The organism is Novipirellula sp., assembly GCF_041583735.1.
GTDB lineage: Bacteria > Planctomycetota > Planctomycetia > Pirellulales > Pirellulaceae > Novipirellula.
This window is the reverse complement of sequence record NZ_JBFHFD010000022.1, coordinates 13,567-32,629: the sequence shown is the minus strand read 5'-3', so window position 1 is coordinate 32,629 and position 19,063 is coordinate 13,567. Positions and strand designations below refer to the sequence as shown.

Annotated in this window: 14 protein-coding genes and 1 pseudogene; 9 read left to right on the top strand and 6 right to left on the bottom strand. The window is 55.8% G+C overall.

Going from position 1 to position 19,063, the window contains the following annotated elements; genetic code table 11:
* Positions 1–311: pseudogene (locus ABX962_RS03485) on the bottom strand (hypothetical protein); the annotation flags it as partial.
* Between the two features lie 249 nt (positions 312–560).
* On the opposite strand from ABX962_RS03485, the gene ABX962_RS03480 reads away from it, so the two are divergent.
* From ABX962_RS03480 to ABX962_RS03455, 6 genes are all read left to right on the top strand, one after another.
* Positions 561–4,130, top strand: coding sequence for an ABC transporter permease (locus tag ABX962_RS03480; protein WP_372716654.1), 3,570 nt, complete (start codon positions 561–563; stop codon positions 4,128–4,130).
* A 54-nt stretch (positions 4,131–4,184) separates the two neighbouring features.
* Complete coding sequence (locus ABX962_RS03475) at positions 4,185–4,883, top strand: biotin/lipoate A/B protein ligase family protein (protein ID WP_372716648.1); 699 nt, start codon at positions 4,185–4,187, stop codon at positions 4,881–4,883.
* 182 nt (positions 4,884–5,065) lie between these two features.
* Positions 5,066–6,463, top strand: a complete 1,398-nt coding sequence (locus ABX962_RS03470) for a UTP--glucose-1-phosphate uridylyltransferase (RefSeq protein ID WP_372716646.1) — start codon at positions 5,066–5,068, stop codon at positions 6,461–6,463.
* Positions 6,464–6,646: 183 nt separating this feature from the next.
* A complete protein-coding gene (locus tag ABX962_RS03465; RefSeq protein ID WP_372716644.1) occupies positions 6,647–8,464 on the top strand; it encodes an HlyD family efflux transporter periplasmic adaptor subunit in 1,818 nt (605 codons plus the stop codon).
* On the top strand, positions 8,461–9,279 hold the full coding sequence (locus tag ABX962_RS03460; protein WP_372716642.1) for an ABC transporter ATP-binding protein: 819 nt from the start codon (positions 8,461–8,463) through the stop codon (positions 9,277–9,279). Before ABX962_RS03465 ends, ABX962_RS03460 begins: the two co-directional genes overlap by 4 nt.
* Positions 9,279–10,610, top strand: a complete 1,332-nt coding sequence (locus ABX962_RS03455; RefSeq protein ID WP_372716640.1) for an ABC transporter permease — start codon at positions 9,279–9,281, stop codon at positions 10,608–10,610. Before ABX962_RS03460 ends, ABX962_RS03455 begins: the two co-directional genes overlap by 1 nt.
* 91 nt (positions 10,611–10,701) lie before the next feature.
* On the opposite strand, the gene ABX962_RS03450 is transcribed toward ABX962_RS03455, so the two are convergent.
* Positions 10,702–11,562, bottom strand: coding sequence for a formyltransferase family protein (locus tag ABX962_RS03450; protein WP_372716638.1), 861 nt, complete (start codon positions 11,560–11,562; stop codon positions 10,702–10,704).
* A 166-nt stretch (positions 11,563–11,728) separates the two neighbouring features.
* Here ABX962_RS03450 and ABX962_RS03445 point away from each other — a divergent pair, with 166 nt between their 5' ends.
* The 3 genes from ABX962_RS03445 to ABX962_RS03435 all read left to right on the top strand — a co-directional run bounded on the left by ABX962_RS03445 (position 11,729) and on the right by ABX962_RS03435 (position 15,095).
* Positions 11,729–12,220 carry a YkgJ family cysteine cluster protein gene (locus ABX962_RS03445; RefSeq protein WP_345320972.1) on the top strand — a complete coding sequence of 164 codons (492 nt, stop codon included), beginning with the start codon at positions 11,729–11,731 and terminating at the stop codon, positions 12,218–12,220.
* A 25-nt stretch (positions 12,221–12,245) separates the two neighbouring features.
* A complete protein-coding gene (gene hisS / locus ABX962_RS03440; protein ID WP_372716636.1) occupies positions 12,246–13,580 on the top strand; it encodes a histidine--tRNA ligase in 1,335 nt (444 codons plus the stop codon).
* Positions 13,581–13,802: 222 nt separating this feature from the next.
* Positions 13,803–15,095 carry an alpha/beta hydrolase family protein gene (locus ABX962_RS03435; protein WP_372716634.1) on the top strand — a complete coding sequence of 431 codons (1,293 nt, stop codon included), beginning with the start codon at positions 13,803–13,805 and terminating at the stop codon, positions 15,093–15,095.
* Positions 15,096–15,098: 3 nt separating this feature from the next.
* On the opposite strand, the gene ribH is transcribed toward ABX962_RS03435, so the two are convergent.
* The 4 genes from ribH to ABX962_RS03415 form a co-directional block, all read right to left on the bottom strand.
* Complete coding sequence (gene ribH / locus ABX962_RS03430; RefSeq protein WP_372716632.1) at positions 15,099–15,566, bottom strand: 6,7-dimethyl-8-ribityllumazine synthase; 468 nt, start codon at positions 15,564–15,566, stop codon at positions 15,099–15,101.
* Complete coding sequence (rho, locus tag ABX962_RS03425) at positions 15,556–16,818, bottom strand: transcription termination factor Rho (RefSeq protein WP_372716652.1); 1,263 nt, start codon at positions 16,816–16,818, stop codon at positions 15,556–15,558. The genes ribH and rho overlap by 11 nt, the downstream gene beginning before the upstream one ends.
* A gap of 379 nt (positions 16,819–17,197) precedes the next feature.
* Positions 17,198–17,848, bottom strand: coding sequence for a dephospho-CoA kinase (gene coaE, locus ABX962_RS03420; RefSeq protein WP_372716630.1), 651 nt, complete (start codon positions 17,846–17,848; stop codon positions 17,198–17,200).
* A 370-nt stretch (positions 17,849–18,218) separates the two neighbouring features.
* Positions 18,219–18,953 (bottom strand): zinc ribbon domain-containing protein, encoded by a 735-nt coding sequence (locus ABX962_RS03415; protein WP_372716628.1) that lies wholly within the window; start codon positions 18,951–18,953, stop codon positions 18,219–18,221.
* Positions 18,954–19,063 lie beyond the last annotated feature (110 nt).

Below are 19,063 nucleotides of genomic sequence, written 5' to 3'. Positions count from 1 at the left end.
GTTTCCGCATCGCCGGTGGACTTCGCCGTTTTGGGACCTGCTGGACGAATCGGGTACCCAGTCAAGCGAAACGTCGACGCTGCGGTGGATGGGCTGACTTGCTGTGGATCGGCTGTGATTGTGCGACTGGCCATAGCGTGATTGGCGACCGTGCTACTCGTAACACTGCGACCTTTTACACTGCGATCCTTTGCAGCGTAGCTTAAATGAGGCCATCGCTCTGCAGCTCCGCTGACACACCCCCCGCTGATCACCAGCAGACTGAGGGCAAATCGCAACCGACGTCGTTTCGTTTCTTGCAAATTTGCCAAGCGAAGCTCATCCTTTCGCCGCGATTCCCCCACAAGGGCCGGGCCAGCTCGGGTCACACCGCAAAAGCGAACGCGAGGCGAATTCCAGCGATACCGTCAGCCAAATCCGTTTGGCCGTATGATTGAAGTGAATCGGTCGCTTTCATTCTGCGACTCAAACCTGTAACGCGGGATTGCTAAACACGGTACAACCGTCACCATGATGGACAGAACGATTGTGCCGATTGTGAGGAATTCTTGGTGGCCAACATGACAATGGAAACAGCGAACCCAACGCCCCGAACCCAAAACTTGACGACGTCGTTTGGCATGAAAACGATGGTGATGTCGTCGGTACGCCATTCTTGGCGAGTTTCGGCATCGGTCGCGCTGGGTGTCGCGACAGCCACCGCGGTGATTGTCGGAGCGTTATTGGTTGGCGATTCGATGCGAGGCAGTCTGCGTGAATTGACGATCGAACGACTCGGACGCACCGATTCGATGGTCGCACCGGGCCACTTTTTCAATAGCCAACAAGTCATAGTCGCTTCCAGTGACGCTGTCCCGCTGATTTTCTTTCCCGCAGGAATTGTCGAATCCGAAAATGCCGAAGGCGATGTCACCCATCGCGCCGGATCGGTGCAGTTGATTGGATGCGACGAGAATTTCTGGGACCTGGGCGTGCAGAGTGTTCGTCCGGACGTGTTACCCAGCGATGATGGCGTGGTGCTAAACCAGGCGACTGCGACCGAGTTGGGAGTGAACGTGGGGGATTTAGTCACGGTGCGACTGCCGGTCGAAGCCGCTGTGCCCGCCGACAGTCCACTGGGCCGCCGCGACATCCAAAGCGAAGGATTGCCGCGAATGAAGGTGCTGAGCATCATTCCGGATCGCGGTTTGGGACGATTCTCTGTCACAGCCAGCCAAGCGGCCCCGCTGAACGTTTACCTTCGCCGCGAGACCGTTGCCGAGACGCTGCAGCGTGAGGGACAAGCCAATTTACTGCTGTTTAATTCGGCCATCGATCCCTCGGCGCTAAACATCACACTCGAGGCACTTGGGTTGGATCTGAAACAGGTCAAACAAGTTTTTGTCGGCGAAGAGGACGCGGCGGGCAGCAGCGAAAGCGAAACGATTTTTGAATATGTGTCACTGACTAGCGATCAACTGCTACTTCCCGAGCAAGTCGTCGAGCAGACCGTGCAAGCGTTGGGGCGTGACCGCGTGACGGAGGTCTGCACGTATCTGGCCAATGCCATTGAACGAGTCGACGAGGAGGGCAAGGTGATTGCCTCGGTCCCCTACAGCACGATCACGGCGATTGATTCTACACCGGAATTGCCTCTGGACTACACGTTACCTGCGAAGTCAAACCGCACTTCCTCAGGTGCAGCCGGCGACACATCCCTTGTCCCGCTGGTCATCAACGACTGGACAGCAAAACAGCTTGACGCGGAAATCGGCACTCTGCTTCGCATTGCCTACTACGAACCCGAAGTCGAAAACGGCAACGAGATCGAGCGATATTTCTCAGCGGTGGTGACCGGCATTGTCCCGATCACGCGGCCCGCGAAACCGTACCGTCGATCCCGCGAAGCGGTGTTTGACAAGCCGCCGACGGTTTACAACGATCCCGATTTGACCCCCACGGTGCCGGGCGTAACGGACCAAGATTCGATCAGCAATTGGGATTTGCCCTTCAAATTGACTCGCGACATTGAATCGGCAGACGACGAGTACTGGAACGATTTCCGGCTAACCCCGAAAGCATTCTTGCCGTTGGCTGAGGGGCAACGTTTGTTTGGCAGCCGGTTTGGAAACACGACGGGGCTTCGTATCAAGGTCGCCGGAAACGAAAGCGAAGCCCAACTGCAATCCAAGATACTCAGCTCGCTGGAACCTTCGTTTGACGACCTTGGTTGGTCGATTCACCGCATCCGCGAACAACAACTTGCCGCATCGCGAGGGACCACACCGTTTGACGCCCTTTTCTTGTCGCTTAGCTTTTTCGTCATTTTGGCGGCAGTCATGTTGATCGCAATGTTGTTCCGACTGGGGCTGACACAGCGACTAAAACAACTTGGCACGCTGCTGGCCATTGGTTGGACTCCACGTCGGCTCGGACGTTTGGTACTGAGCGAAGGAGCCGTCGTGGCGACGATCGGCGTTGTCCTGGGGATCGCCGCCGGGATCGGCTATGCGATGTTCGTGTTGTGGGCGCTTCGATCATGGTGGGTCGGCGCGGTCACGGTCCCCTTTTTGACGTTTCACTGGACAATGCGAAGCTTGTTGATTGGCTCGACCGTCAGCTGGGTCGTCGCGATGGCCACGTTGGCATTGACCGTTCGCTCGATCGTAAGAGTCGACGCACGCAGTTTGCTAACGGGAAGGGACCAAGATCAATCGGCAACGCCCTTGCAAAAAGGAAAACCACGCGGCGTGTCTCGGTTACGGATTGCGGCGGTTTCCCTCGGCGTGCTAGCGGTAATCGTCGCGGCGGCGGGAGCCCAGGCGGGCGGTCAAGCCGCGGCGGGTGGCTTTGTGGGCGGCGGCATGCTGTTGCTCGTCGCCGCACTGACGCTGGTCTACAGTCGACTGAAACAGCCGCACCTACGATCCAACGACGCGGTCGTCACGCTTTCCTCGTATCGATCGCTCGCGACGCGGAACGCCGCGCGGCATCCGCTGCGGAGCACATTGACGATTGGTCTGATGGCCACCGCCGCATTTTTGATTATTGCGATCACCGCGTTTCGGCTGCGGCCGACCGAAGCGGGCAGCGGCGGATTCGATCTTGTCGCACAAACCGCTCAACCGCTTTATCGCGACTTTGCCAATCCTCAAATCCGCGACGACTTGATGGGCAAAGACGCCGCGACGATGGCCAATGCGATCGTCGCCCCGATGCGAATGCGTGCCGGGCAGGACGCGAGTTGCAACAACTTGTACCAAGCGACCAGCCCCACCGTGCTGGGCGTTCCCGCCACGTTTGCGAACCTGTTCCATGAAAATCCCGAGCGATTGCCTGGTTTTGAATGGGCCAAATATGCAGCGGTTGCGGATGGTCAATCGCCTTGGGAATTACTTTCGCCCGAAGCCAAGGGAACCGCAGCAGATCCGATTCCGGTGATCATTGATTTGAACACCGCGATGTGGAGTCTGCAGATGCAAAAAGGAATCGGCGAAACCAAGGCGTTTGAGTTTGAACCTGGCAAACCGCTGTATTTGAAAGTGGTGGGGTTGTTATCGAACACGCTGCTGCAAGGCAAGTTGCTGATCGGTGAATCGAATTTTGAAACGCAGTTCTCCGATCTCAGTGGTTATCGTTACTTCTTGATCGATGCCGAATCGGACCAGATGGCCCAGGCCGCTTCGGCACTGGAAAATCGTCTTGGCGATGTTGGGATGGACGTTTCGCAAAGCGAATCGATTCTGGCGAGCATGATGGCGGTGCAAAACACCTACCTGCGAACGTTCCAAAGCCTGGGGGCGTTAGGATTGTTGTTGGGAACGGTTGGATTGGCGATTGCTCAATTGCGAAGTGTGCTGGAGCGGCGTAGCGAATTGGCGGTGCTGCGAGCGATCGGGTTTACTCGCGGGCGATTATCCGCGATCGTGCTGCGTGAAACCAGCATCCTGCTATTGGTCGGAATCGGTTGCGGCGCCATCTGTGCGATGTTGGCGGTGTTGCCCTACGGCATTCTAAGCGGGATAAATCCACCTTGGATCGAGCCACTGTTGATCGTGATGGGTATCGTCGTCTTCGGGTTGCTGGCAGGATTGTTAGCGGTGCGTCAAGTCGCAAAAATGCCGCTGCTCGACTCGCTACGCGGAGACTAGGAACGAATGCAGATTGTCGCCCACCCCCTGACCAAAGCTTCTCATCAAATTGCGATGGACGAAGCATTATTGCTGATCGCGGAAGAGCAAACGTCCAACGCGGGAGGAACGTGCGAGTTCATTCGCGTCTGGGAATTCGAGCACCCTACCGTGATCGTCGGGCGATCATCGCGAGTTGCCGAAGAAGTCGATATCGATTTCTGTCGCAGCGAGGGGATCCCCATTTTTCGCCGCTGCACCGGTGGCGCCTCGGTGGTCGGCGGCCCTGGATGTTTGATGTATAGCGTGGTGCTGGATCTGGATTTGCGTCCCGACTTGGCTCGCATCGACGTGACACATCAATTTGTGATGCAGCATTTGCAAACCGCGGTCAATCGCCAACTTCGCACAGCGACCGAGGCGGCACAATTTCAAGGAACATGCGATTTAACCTTCAACAATTGCAAGTTCTCGGGAAACAGCATGCGGATGGCCCGCCATCATCTGCTGTATCATGGCACCCTACTGTACGATGGTGATTTGGCGTTGATTGCTCGATGTTTAAAATTCGCACCGCGGCAGCCTGATTACCGCGCCGAGCGGGATCACGAACATTTCATTACCAATATCAATGTCGACCCCGCGAAACTGAAACGCGACGTGGTGGAGGTGTTCGGAGCCCGCGAGACCTGGCGTGAAGCTCTGCCGCAATCGCAGATCCAAATGCTGTGCGAACAGCGTTACGAGAACACCGGATGGAATTTCTCGCGTTAGCGGTTTATCGTTTTAGGTCCGCACACTCGAAGAGGTATCTTTCGCACCAAACGCATCGCCCATCGATCGTGTTTTCCGGCACACGTTTTGCGTCTTGACCGCCAAGGTGCTTCTTTTTTGCACTTTGACAAAATCTCCCGTATGTTCATCTACCGTAATCCTCGTTCACCATGCTTCCAACAATGAATCTCGAGTCCTTGAAATCGCAACTCGCTAAATATTCACAAGAGCATGTCCTCGAATATTGGGAGGAACTTTCGGACGAGGAGCGTCAAAACTTGGCAGCTCAGATCGAGGATGTCGACTTCGAAACCATTGCCACGCTGGTGGCCGGGAAGGACGAGAAGATCGATTTTGAAACACTCGCGGCCAATGCCGAAACACCGCCTTCGGTTCGTGCCGACGGCAGCGGAGCAAAGTGGAGCGTTGACGAAGCACGCCAGCGGGGTGAAGCCGCACTGCGTGCGGGCGAAGTGGGCGCGATCCTGGTCGCGGGTGGACAGGGCACACGATTGGGATTCGACCAGCCCAAAGGCATGTTTCCGGTCGGTCCGATCTCGAACCGCACGCTGTTTCAGATTTTTGCTGATCGGCTACTGGCAATTGGCCAAAAGTACGGCGTCGCGATTCCGTTTTACATCATGACCAGCGACGCGACCGACGCGGAAACACGAGCCTATTTTCAAGAAAACAATTACCTCGGCATGTCGCCTGATGACGTGCGAATCTTTCGCCAAGGCACGATGCCTGCGGTGGATGCCAAAACGGGCAAGTTACTGATGGCTTCGAAAAGCTCACTTGCGCTCAGCCCCGATGGTCATGGCGGAACCGTGCGGGCACTAGACCGCAACGGGTGCCTCGATGACGCGAAAAAGCGGGGCGTTAAATGTCTGTCCTATTTCCAAGTTGACAATCCGCTGGTCAACGTGTGCGAGCCCACGCTGATCGGGCACCATTTGTTGTCCGGCAGCGAGATGACCACGCAAGTCATTCGGAAACGCTATGCGATGGAGAAAGTCGGAAACATCGCTTTGGCCGGAGGCAAGGTACAAGTGATCGAATATAGCGACTTGCCACAAAAAGCAGCCGAAGCGACCGACGCGGACGGCCAATTGAAACTGTGGGCAGGCAGCATCGGAGTGCATGTGATCGACGTCGACTTCCTGTGCCGAGCGAGCGAGAGCACGTCATCGCTGCCGTTCCATCGCGCCCAGAAAAAGGTGCCCTACTTGGATGCCAACCAAAACGTGGTCACCCCGAGCGAACCCAACGCGGTAAAATTTGAGAAGTTCATCTTCGACTTGCTGCCCAGTGCAAAAAACGCCTTTGTGGTCGAAGTCCTTCCGAGTGAAGGATTTGCGCCGGTGAAGAATGCTGATGGAGCAGAGAACGATACACCTAAATTAGCCAGAGAAGCGATTGTCGCGCAACATCGCCGCTGGCTCGAAGCGGCCGGGGCGAGCGTGGCCGAGGGAGTCAACGTGGAGATCAACCCCCGATTTTCGTTAACACCGGAAGAGCTTGCCACAAAGATTCCCGCGAATTTGCAGATCGATGCCGATCGTTATTTCGAGGCTTGATTACAATGAGGGGGCATAAATCGCCATAGCGACCGATACTTTCGGCACTGGGTGTGGTTTAATCAGTGGCTCCGTCCAGATCGGGCCTGAAACGATGCCCTTCCCCCCTTCATTTCCCACCCAATTGCAATGATCAAACCCGCTTCCCGCTTGGCCTCGGCCCGCCATCGACGTGGGGGCCTTATGGCTGGATTTCTCGTTTTTTTGGTAATCGCAGGAACGGCGGGGTGGTTTGTCTACAGCTACCTGGCCAAACGCGCCGAGGGCATTTCCACTAAAGACTTGATCACGTCCCCTGTTATCGTTTCGCCCTTTGACCACATCGTATTGGAACAAGGCGAAATCGAGAGCAGCAGTAATATCGAAGTCACCTGCCAAGTGGAATCGCGAGGCAATAGCTCAGGGACTGCCATTCTGTGGGTGATCGACGAGGGAGCTCGCGTTTCCAAAGGCGACAAGCTGGTCGAACTGGACGCGTCGCAACTCGAATTGACGTTGAAAGAATCGCGGATCCAAGTGATCACTGCCGCCGCGAACGTGGCGACGGCGAAAGCCCTTGTCGAACAAGCCACGATTGCTCGCCAGGAATATCTCGAAGGGGTGTTCAAAACCGAAGAAAAGGCAATTTTGAGCGAAAAGGCGATCGCCGAGCAAGAGCTTCGCAAAAATCAGTTAGCGTTGCAAAGCAGCGAGAGATTGGTGGCCAAGGGGCTCGTCAAATCGCTGCAGCTCGACGCCGACAAATACGCCGTCGCCAATGCCCGAAACCAACTGCAAGCCGCCGAGGGCCGATTGCGGGTCCTGCGAGATCTCACAAAACGCAAAATGTTGGTCCAATTCGACAGTGATATTGAAGCGGCCAAAGCCCAACTCGCCGCAGCCGAAAGCGGATTGTCCGAAGAGGAGCAAGAACTAACCGACGTGAAAAAGCAGATTGAGAACTGCGTGATTGTCGCTCCTTCGGAAGGCGTGGTGGTCCATGCGAACCGCTACAGTTCACGAGGTGGCAATGCCGAATTTGTGGTCGAAGCGGGAGCCACGGTGCGTGAACGACAAGCCATCATTCGCTTGCCCGATCCGAGCCAAATGCAAGTAAAATGCAAGATCAACGAGTCGCGAATCACGTTGATCCAGGCGGGAATGCCCGCCAAAATTGCTGTCGAATCGGTAACCGGTTTGCGGCTAAAGGGAGCTGTCGTCAAGGTCAATCGTTATGCCGAACCGGGCAGCTTCTTCAGTTCGTCGATTAAAGAATACGCCACTTGGGTCGAGATCATTAATCCGCCTGACAACATTCGCACCGGAATGACGGCCGAGGTCCAGATCTTCGTCGAACAAATTCCCGATGCGACTCAAATTCCAATCCAAGGATTGTACGAGCACGGCGGCAAGATGTACTCGCTCGTGAAAACGGGACCTCAATCTTTCGAAACTCGCGAAGTCACGATCCGGGCCACCAACGACACGATGGCCTGTATCGATGAAGGACTCAAGGAAGGCGAAACGGTCGTGCTGAACCTGCGTTCATTCCTGACGCTAATGGATCTGCCCGAGTTGGAACAGACCGACAACAGCGATATGCGTGAAATCGCCGCCGATCGTGCTCGCGATACCGCTCGCGACGGCGAGACGATGGACGCGACCGAGGGTCCCGGTGACGAGGCAGGCGGCCCACCACGCGACAGGGGCGGCCCGGGTGGATCTGGCCCTGGCGGATTTGGCCCGAGCGGATCTGGGCCCGGCAATCTGAGACCCGGTGGGGGCAGTTCCGCCGGCGGTGGACGCCCCGACCCCGCAACGATCGCCAAGACGCGAATCCAGCAGTCGGACACCGATGGCGACGGCAAACTGTCGAAAGACGAAATCGATGCGATCGAAGATGAACGACGGCGTGGGTCGCTCGTCGACGCTGACACCGATGGCGATGGCATGGTCACCGAATCCGAACTGACCAGCGCGATGCAAAAACGCATGTCGCAGGGCGGCGGAGGCCCGCGATGAGCATGAAGGAAGCGTATTCCACCGAAACGCGGCCTGTGGAGGCCGCTCGCGATACGCCGCCGCGGATGGCCACGTCGATTCGTAATCTCAAGAAAGAATACGTGCTCAAGAGCGAGACGGTACGGGCACTTCGCGGCGTCTCGTTTGATGTCCCCGAAGGAGATTACGTCGCGATCATGGGGCCGTCCGGAAGCGGCAAAAGTACGCTCCTGAACATGCTCGGGTGCCTTGACCAGCCCACCTCGGGAAGTCTGATGATGGGCGACGACGACATCATCACGTTGACCGACGACCAACTTGCCGATATTCGCAGCAAGCGGATCGGCTTTGTCTTTCAATCCTACAACTTGATTCAACAGCTAAGCGTGGTGGAAAACATCCAAGTCCCGCTCTACTACCAAGGCCGGCTGGGTGCGGCAGAACTCGAACGCGCTAAAAAGATGGCCGCTCGGGTGGGATTAGCGGATCGCTTGGACCATCGCCCCTCTCAACTTTCGGGTGGCCAGCAACAGCGTGTTGCGATCGCCCGCAGCTTGATCAATGACCCCTTCTTCATTCTCGCCGACGAACCAACGGGTAACTTGGACTCAGTGACAACCGAAGAAATTCTCGGCATCTTTGATGAGCTGAACGAGGAAGGCCGCACGATCATCCTGGTAACCCATGAAGATGATGTCGCCGAGCGTGCCAAGCGAATCGTTCGCCTGAAAGACGGGATGCTTGACCGCGATGAATTGATTAGCGAAGAAAAACGTGCCGCCGCCCGCGCTGCTCAACACGAAAACGTCGTTCAACTTCTTGCAAGGCAATCGTAATGCTTTGGTTACGAACATGGCAACTTGGTATCAAAAGCCTTTCGCTGCATCCGCTGCGAACGGGTTTGACGATGCTTGGGATCTTGATCGGCGTTTGGGCGGTGATCGTGTTGACCGCGATCAGCCAAGGCGCCAGCGATCAAGTCCAAAAGCAAATCGAGTCGCTCGGTGCCAACACCATCATCGTCCGCAGCGTCAAACCGCCAGACGAAAAAATGGCGGGCATGTCGGCCAGCAAGTACGGGCTGCTACGTAGCGACTTAGAGTTAATCTTGGGAACGGTCCCCACGATTCAAGCGGCGATTCCAATCCGCGAAATTCGTCGCCAATTCAGTTACCAAGACCGTATCCTGGACGGGCGGCTTGTCGGCTGCACTCCGCTTTACGATGACGTCAACAATCTGGTCATCCGTAAGGGGGGAGGTCGCTTTTTGTCGGACGCCGACGGCATCCATTCGGCGACCGTGTGCGTGATTTCCGCAGGCGTGGCGGACCGTTTGTTTCCTTACGAAGAACCGCTTGGCAAACGGGTGTATGTACCGGAAAGCGAAGACTTTTTCAAAATTGTCGGCGTGCTCAAAGCGAGAAATCCGTCCGCAGCGATCGGCGGCTCGCTTGATTCTCAAGATTTCTCTTCGGACATCTACATCCCGATTCAAACGCTGCGAAAACGCGTCGGCGATACAATCATGACGCGGCGTAGCGGCCAGTTCCAAGTCGAGATCATGGAATTGAACCAAATCACGCTGCAGGTCGAGCGGGTCGATCAAGTCCGCAGCACCGCAGCGATGATCGAATACATGCTCGAACCCAAACATGCCGCAGTCAACGACATCGCCGTCGTCGTTCCCTTGGAACTGCTTGAACAAGCCCGCAACTTGCGGATGATGTTTCTAGGAATCGGTATTTTAATCGCCTGTATCTCGCTGATCGTGGGTGGGATCGGGATCATGAACATCATGCTAGCGAGCGTTACCGAACGCACCCGTGAAATCGGCATTCGTCGTGCACTCGGTGCAAAACGTGGTGACATCGTTCGTCAATTCTTGGCGGAAACGCTGGTACTCAGCTTCGCCGGTGCAACCCTTGGCATCCTGCTTGGGTTCTTGGGGCCGGCGATGTTCAGCGGATTGATGTGGATCGTCCAGACCGGATTCCCCGACAAGTTTGCGGCCCTTCCCGATGCGATTCGTGAAGCGGAACCCACGATCGTCTACGGCACCATTCCGTTGGCCGTCGTGATCGCGGTCGCGGTCGGGCTGATCAGCGGGTTGTATCCTGCGATCCGAGCCGCACGCATGAACCCGATCGAAGCGCTGCGACACGAGTAGTCCCGGTGCAGTGGGCTGTACACTGGACAACGACTGGGGGCTTGCCCAAACCGGCATGATCTCCTGGAAGCCTATCCCACAGGATACGCGGCTATTTGGCCTTGCGGGCGACGACGCGGTGGAAGTGCAGATAGACTTCGCGGTCGATCACGCGGCGTACCCCTTCGGTTAAACACGCCGGCTCGTTTTCGCTTTCGCCGATCCGGATGACTTCATCTAACTTGGTCCCAGGCGAAACGGCAAAGGTGCGTTGGTTGATCGTCTGGTTACCTGCATCGAGCTCGGGGATGATGAAGTGGCAAGTCGCACCAAACGTCAACATGCGAGCGCCGTAGGCATCGTGATACGGCCGAAATCCAGGAAAACCGGGCAGCAGCCCATGATGCAAATTGATGATTCGTCCGCCGGCGAATTGCCAGCACGTCGAGGGGGGCAGGATCCGCATGTAGCGAGCTAACACGACGTAATCGACTTCGTAGCGATCGAGCAACTCGACCATCAATGCATCGTTGGATGTTCCTTGTCCGTCGCCGATCATTTCAAACGCCGCACCAAACTCGGCGGCCATCGGAGCAAGCTTTTTGCGATTCGAAATGACCACCGGGACGTCGGCATTGATCCCCCCGTCCCGTACCGCTTCGAGAATCGCCCGTGGCGTGTGCTCGAGATAGGTACAGCAAACCGCCAAACGCGGACGCTCAGCCCGCAGCTCGCTGCTCCAAACGCGAATCGCCAGCCCGGTGACTTCACCAATCTGCCGCATCGCGTCGGACAATCGGTCGAACTCGGTCGCCGGGATATCGATCCGGCAAAGCATCGCAAACAGATGCTCTTCGTCGTGATCGTACATCTGGATCTCGGCGATCCGCGCCCCCTGGCCGGTGACGTGGTGAATGATCGGATCGGCCAAACCGACATTATCGGGCCCCAGTGCTGTAATCACGACTTCCACTGATTAGTCTCTCCCTAATGTCTTTCAAGCGTTTGCACGCTTGAACTATCCGCAAAACACGCCCCAAACAAATCTAGGGGCTTTGTTGAACAATCGATGCTTTGGTAGTTTCTACAACATCCAGCATCGACCTAGAACCACCACTGCCGTGAGGAGATTCGCCCAGGTGAGCACTGTAACCCCGATCCCGACCGGGAACCGCCAGATCCCGACTGGGAAACGCCGCGATCAATTCCCCGAGGGGACGAATCTGTGCGAACACTGCACGGCAAAATGCTGTCACTATTTCGCTCTGCCGATCGATGAACCGGTCAATCGCCGCGATTTTGACTTCATTCGCTGGTACCTCGTTCACCCCGGGGCGACGGTTTTTGTCGAGGGCGAAACCTGGTATTTACTGGTTTATTCGACTTGCCAGCACTTGCAAGACGACCATCGCTGCGGGATCTACGAAACACGACCTCAAATCTGTCGCGATTACACCACCAAAGAATGCGAATTCGAAGACGATTGGTGCTACGAAAAGTATTTTGAGACCCCCGAACAAATCGACGAGTATGCCGACGCGTTGTTTGGACCTCAATTTCCTGATCCGGATCGCAACGACCACGACTCGCTGCGAAGTCGCCGCCCCACCTCGCTTCCCCTGCTCTCGTAATCCATCTTCAAAACCGATCCAAACTATGTCGCTTATCCAGCCCAGAACACTCAAAGGTTTCCGTGATTATCTGCCTGCGGTGATGATCCCGCGCGAGCAACTAATGCAAACCGCTCGTGAGGTCTTCCGTTCGTTCGGTTTCGCGCCGATTGATACCCCAACGCTCGAACACCTGGAAATCTTGACGGGAAAAGGCAGCGACGAAACCGATCGCCAAATCTATCGTTTCCAAGACAACGGCGGTCGCGATGTGGGCATGCGATTCGACCTGACCGTCCCCTTGGCTCGCTTTGCGGCGCAGCACATCGGCACGCTGGGAACGCCGTTTAAACGCTACCACATCGCTCCGGTGTGGCGTGGCGAAAATCCGCAAGCCGGTCGCTACCGCGAATTCATCCAGTGCGACTTTGACACGATCGGAACCGAATCGGTCTTGGCCGATATCGAAGCAGTCGCGGTGATTAACAATCTACTTGAAACGATTGGTTTTGACCGGTTTACCATCAGCATCAATAACCGAGCCGTGTTGACGGGCTTGCTCGACCACTTGGGATTGGCGGACCGCAGCGTCCCCGTCCTCCGCAGTCTCGATAAATTGGCCAAGATTGGCCGTGAGAAAACGATCAACGAAATGGTCACCAGCGCCGAGATCCAACCCGCACAAGCCGAGGCAGTGTTGCAACTTGCCGAATGCACCGGCGAAGCGGACGCGATTTTCGCGAAGCTAACCGAGATCACCGGCGGCAACGAAAAAGCGGCGCAAGGCATCCAGCGTCTGCGAGATATCTACGAAGGGGCCTTGGCGTCGGGCGTCCCCGTGCGACGGCTTCGTTTGGATGTTTCGATCGCGCGTGGCTTGGACTACTACACCGGCGTGATCTTTGAAACGATCCTCGATGATCTGCCTGCGATCGGCAGCGTCTGCAGCGGCGGTCGCTACGACAACTTGGCTGGTTTGTACACCAAACAACACCTGCCAGGGATCGGCGCTTCGCTTGGCCTGGATCGCCTGATCGCCGCGATGGAGCAATTGAAGTTGTTGCCATCGACCTCGACTCCGGCGTCGGTTTTTGTCGCCTATTTTGACGAAGCCCACCGCGACGACTATCTGCGACTGGCCAGCAATTTGCGAGCTGCTGGAATTGGCACCGAAGTCTATCCCGAATCGAAGAAGCTCGGCGCCCAACTCAAATACGCCGACAGCCACGGATTCCCGTTTGCGATTATCGCAGGTGGCAACGAGTGGGGCGAAGGCCAATGTCAATTGAAACAATTGAACACGAAGGAAAGCGAACAGATCTCCTACAGCCACGACGACCCCAGCAAACTCGTCGAGCGACTTCGCGAATTGCTGAAGTAAACGAACGCCGCGATGTCCTTCGGCGAACCGGCCATCGCACGTCTATCAGCACGCAGCGTAAGGGAGCAAATCCGTTACACTCGCTTGCGCATCGTGCTAATATGAGGATCGTTTTCCACCTGCCGTTCGCCTTCGCCGCGTGTGACTCGGGTCGCCCCCGTTGATCACCCAAAACGATAATGGGTTCCACGGCAATCTGTGTCGATAGCTTCAAAGCTGATCATGAACCCAAATCGCAATGTTCCGTGTGTCCGGTGCAACACCATTCTGCTGGTTGCGACTTCGGCTCAAACCGTTCAAGTGCAATGCCCAAAATGTGGAATTTTCCTGCAAATCCCGGGCGTTTCCAACTATACAGCGCCGGACGACCTCGATTTCGAAGCGCTGCAGACGAACTATCCTGCTGCGCCCTTTCCAACGCAGCAAATCGATCGCTACAAGCACCAAACAGCTGCATCGCCGCAGCATGGCCCCACCGCGCCGCCACACTACGCTCATTCGCGAACGGCACCGCGACGAGGCATCCCGACCTGGATTTATCTTGTCGCTGCTCTGGTGATCGTGCCACCGGTGTTATGTGGCGTTTCCGGAGTGGCTCTCTATTTTTGGGCAACGAACCGCGGTTCCAGCACTCCGATCTCCGAGTCGGGGCTGCAAAACGTACCGCTCCCGGATGCCCTCCCCAGCCTGGGCGCGGTCGAACAAACGTTCGCATCCGGTGTCACGACGCACTTTGTGCGGCTACTAGGCGATCCTACGGTGGCAGGAAGCCGGATGACGATGCGAATATATATTCCCGCCGGAACTCACGACAACCAATCGCTGCCTTGTGTATTGGTCGCGCCTGCGGGAACGCCACTGATTCACGGCGTCAGCGTTGACCCTAGCGACAGCTATCACGATGAAACCCTGCCGTATGCCGAAGCAGGCATGGTGGTGATTCAATACTCGATCGATGGTGCGATGCCGGCCAGCGCCGAAAACAGTGACCAAATCTACCTGAAATCGCTTCCGCTGGCGTATCAAAAGTTTCGTGACGCCGGAGCAGGAATCGTAAACGGACGCAACGCCGTTGAATATGCGATCAAAAAAATCGCGATCGTGAATCCTCAAAAAATCTACTGTGCCGGTCACAGTTCGGCCGGAAGTTTGGCGTTGCTGCTGGCAGCAACGGAACCGAGAATCAGTCGCTGTGCGGCGTTCGCAGCGGCCTACGATCTGGAAAGCCGAATGCAGGAGATAACGTCCGATGTGACCTATCGAATGATGTTGCCGGGGATCAAAGATTTCGTCTCGGAATCATCGCCGCTGAATCACGTCAACGAATTCCGCTGTCCGCTTTTGATTTTCCATGCACTTGACGATTCCAACGTACCGCTGGAACACGCCGAGCATTTTCGAAAAATGCTACAGATCTCCGGCAAAGACGCCACCCATCTACGCGTCACCGGCGACCACTACACCCCGATGATCGAAACCGGGATTCCTGCCGCCATCGACTTTTTCAAGCGATGACACTTACATTTTCTCGGCGAGCCGCAGCAACTCGAGCACCGCTTCGGCTGCTTCTTCGCCTTTGTTGCCGACGTTCCCTCCGCTGCGCTGTAACGCCTGCTCGACCGTGTTACAGGTCAGCAAACCAAAACCGACCGGCGAATCCGATTCGATCGACAACCGCATCAACGCTTCGCTGACCGCGCGGTTGATGTGCTCATCGTGAGTCGTTTCGCCCTTGATGACGCAGCCCAACGTGATCACGGCGATCATTTTAGATTGCTCCAGCATCCGCGATGCAACAATCGGCAATTCCCAAGCTCCGGGAACGCGAACGACCACGATGCTGGCGGCATCATACCCCGCTTCGGCAAGCGTGCGTTTGGCGCCTTGGACCAACGAGTCACAGATCGCTTCGTTGTAGCGACTTGCGATGATCGCAATTCTGCCCTTGGGCAACTTTCCGTCCACTCCACTAAGCTCAATCGACATCCTTCAAACTCATCAAAAATTCGGCGTTGTTCTGGGTTTTTCTAAGCTGTGTCACTAAATCTTGCATCGCGTCGGCTGGCGAAAGCTCGGCTAATGCGCGGCGGAGAGCCGAAATACGGCGATACTCTTCGGGATCCATCAGCATTTCTTCGCGGCGAGTCCCGCTGCGGCTGATATCAATCGCCGGCCATACCCGGCGATCAACCAAGGATCGATCGAGCACGATCTCCAAATTGCCGGTGCCTTTGAACTCTTCGAAAATCACATCATCCATGCGACTGCCGGTATCGACCAAGGCGGTGGCCAGAATCGTTAACGACCCGCCCTCTTCCACCTTACGTGCCGATCCAAACAACGCCTTTGGCTTTTGCAACGCTCCGGCATCAAGTCCACCGGTTAACAATTTGCCGGTCGATTCCCCTTCGCTGTTGTGAGCTCGAGACAAACGCGTGATCGAATCCAAAAAGATAACGACGTCGACTCCGGTTTCCACCATCCGCTTGGCTTTTTCGATCACCATCTGCGCGACCTGAATATGCCGCTGCGCTGGTTCGTCAAACGTGCTGCTAATCACCTCACACTGCGGCCCGCGAACTTCGCGTTCCATGTCGGTGACCTCTTCGGGGCGTTCGTCGATCAACAAGATAAAGACGTAGGCTTCCGGATAATTCTTCAACACCGCCTTGGCCAATTGTTGCATCAGAATCGTCTTGCCTGCGCGCGGCGGGCTGACGATCAAACCACGTTGACCAAACCCCACAGGCGTCAACATGTCGACAACCCGTGTACTCAAATCCTTGCTGTCGTACTCCATCATGATGCGGTGATCGGGATGCAGCGGGGTCAGCTCGTCAAAAGGAATTTGAGCTTGGCGAGCCATTGGATCGCGGCGATTGATCGCCTCGATCCGCAACAAAGCAAAGTACCGTTCGTTTTCTTTAGGCGGCCGAATCTGGCCCGCTACGTGACTGCCGGTTTGCAAACCAAATCGCCGGATCTGGCTTGGCGACACATAAATATCGTCAGGGCAAGAAACGTAGTGGTACTGTGCACTGCGCAGGAATCCAAAACCGTCCGGCAGAATCTCGAGCGTTCCTTCGCCGAACATCAGCCCATTGGCTTTCATTCGCTGTTTCAGAATCGAAAAGATTAATTCTTGCTTTCCGCCCGCTTTGGCGACCGTGATCCCCTCGGCTTCGGCCATCGCGGTCAGCGCGTCTTGAGGCATCTTTTGCAACTGAGAAATATTCAGCTGAGGCGTCTCGGAATCACCGCTGGGGATCCCCACTTTCTCGCCGATTTTGTTCGCTTCGCTGACAATCTCTTCAGGCAACGAAAGCGGATCTCGCTCGGCGTCCAGTTCGCGAATCCGTTGATCGACCTCCTTGTCGGGATGCCGAGGACGATTGGTTTGACGCCGATAGTTGCGATACTCGCGCGGACCGCTATTGTCGTTCGATCCGCGACTATTGCGATCGCGGGGTGGTTGATTGGATTGCATGATGATTAGGCCGAGTTAGACCGGCGAGGGCAGGACAGTCGATTGGAAAAGAGATGGGTAGGAAGGTGTGAGTGCAAGAATAAGTTCAAGCAGGTCGGGTTGAGAAAAGAGAAATGATCTTCGGGCTGGCTTAGCCGTCGTCTCTCTCGAGACAATGTCGATCCACCGTGGGTTCTCCACTGCAATCGTTTAACTTAGCGTAAAGCTGGCGGACCTGCTCGAAAAGTTCTTCGAGAGAGCCCTCGTTGCTTAGAACGCGGTGACTAAGCCGGCGTTTTTCTTCAATGGAAAGTTGGTTGGTTTCACGCTTGGAAAGCTGAGTGGCATTCCAACCGCGTTCTTCAGCTCGCTGCAACCGGTGTGCCCATGGGGAATCGACACACCATATCTCGTCACAAGCTCGATCCCACTTTGATTCGAATAGAAGTGGAACATCCAGTACCAAGACGTGAACGCCCTGGGCTTCCGATTGTCGGATTTGCTTCAGGATTTCGTTGCGAGTAGGCGGATGCGTCAGCGACTCTAGATAGTCTAATGCGTCACGACTCGCGTCGTCATCCCCGAAAACCAGCTCCGCGAGACGCAATCGATTGACTTTTCCCTCTGCATCGGCAATTTCCGAGCCAAAACGCTCTACCAACTTGGCCACCACCTGCGGCTGGTTGAGCACTTCGCGGGCAATCAGATCCGCGTTAACCCAGGTGGCTCCGAGTCCCTGTAGATAGCGAGCAACGGTTGATTTTCCACCCGCCGGAGCTCCCACAATGCCCACGATTATCATTTTAGCTGCACTCAAAATGAGAACGAAAAGAAGCCATTCTCGCTTGTTTCGCAGCCAAATCTAGGGTGATGAGACCGCCGCAAATCGAAAAATAAATTTACTATTTTTTTTTCGCTCGTTCGCAAAAACGGCTGTCCGCTCCGCAAACCCGAACCCAGGCAACGGTCCGCAGCGATTCACCCGCCTCATTTCGCGTCCGACGTCGGATAAAACGCCATCAATCTTACAACACCTCTGTAGCGAAATCTTTGCCCCGCTTCGCTGCGATCATCTCCTTCTGCCGAAATTCTTGGCGAGCTCCGCTCCGTAAATTGGCTAACCAATTGGCTAAGCAATTGGCTAACAGAGGAGTCCGAGGAGACGCCAAGATTCAGGTGACTCGGCGATTCTCGGGAAGATACAAAAACGCATTGCAATTAGGGCAACGCACCAGTCGCGACAACTGCAATTGGCTCATGACTTGAGTCGTCAGTGTTTGGTAACACCCGCCACACGAATCGCCGTCGATGGGAGCAAGTGCCTCTTCACCCTTCGAGGCAGTTAGACGCACGTAATCGGGACGCACAGCACTCGGAATTTCTTTTTCGGTTTCGACAAGCTCCGCTTCGACTCGTTCGAGCTCAGCTTGCAATTGCTCGGTTTTGGCTTGAACATCCACCACCCGTTGCTGATGCTCGGATCTCTGTTTTTCCAGCTCGGCTTTGAGCGAATCCAATTCCGCTTGCAGCTCATCAATATACTCGAGCCCTTCAAGAATTTCGTCACTGAGCACGCTATTGGCCTGTTCGTCCGCTGCGATCTGCTCTTTGAACGTCGTGAACTCTCGATTGCTTGCGGCCGTGTTCAGCTTGACATTGATCTCGACGATTCTCGCTTCACGTGATTTTAACTGAAGCTGTTTTTCATCCGAAGCCAGCTTCGTTTTCTTCAACTTCTCCTGCAACTCGTCCACGTCCGCCTGAGCCTTCGCGACCATCGCTTCGCCCGCCTTGATTTGGCGAGGGCAACGCGAAAGCTGACTACGCAAATCGGTCAATTGACGGTGAATACGGTGTAGCGTACGAAGCAGTGGAGCGCTGATTTCGATATTCGAACCAGTAGACATGACGACAAGACCAGTGGGAACCAAAGCAATAAGAATAACGGTACGTATAGCATATCGCTTTGGACTACGATCTGACACCACCGGGGCCGCACCGAGGGTGCCGAAGCGTT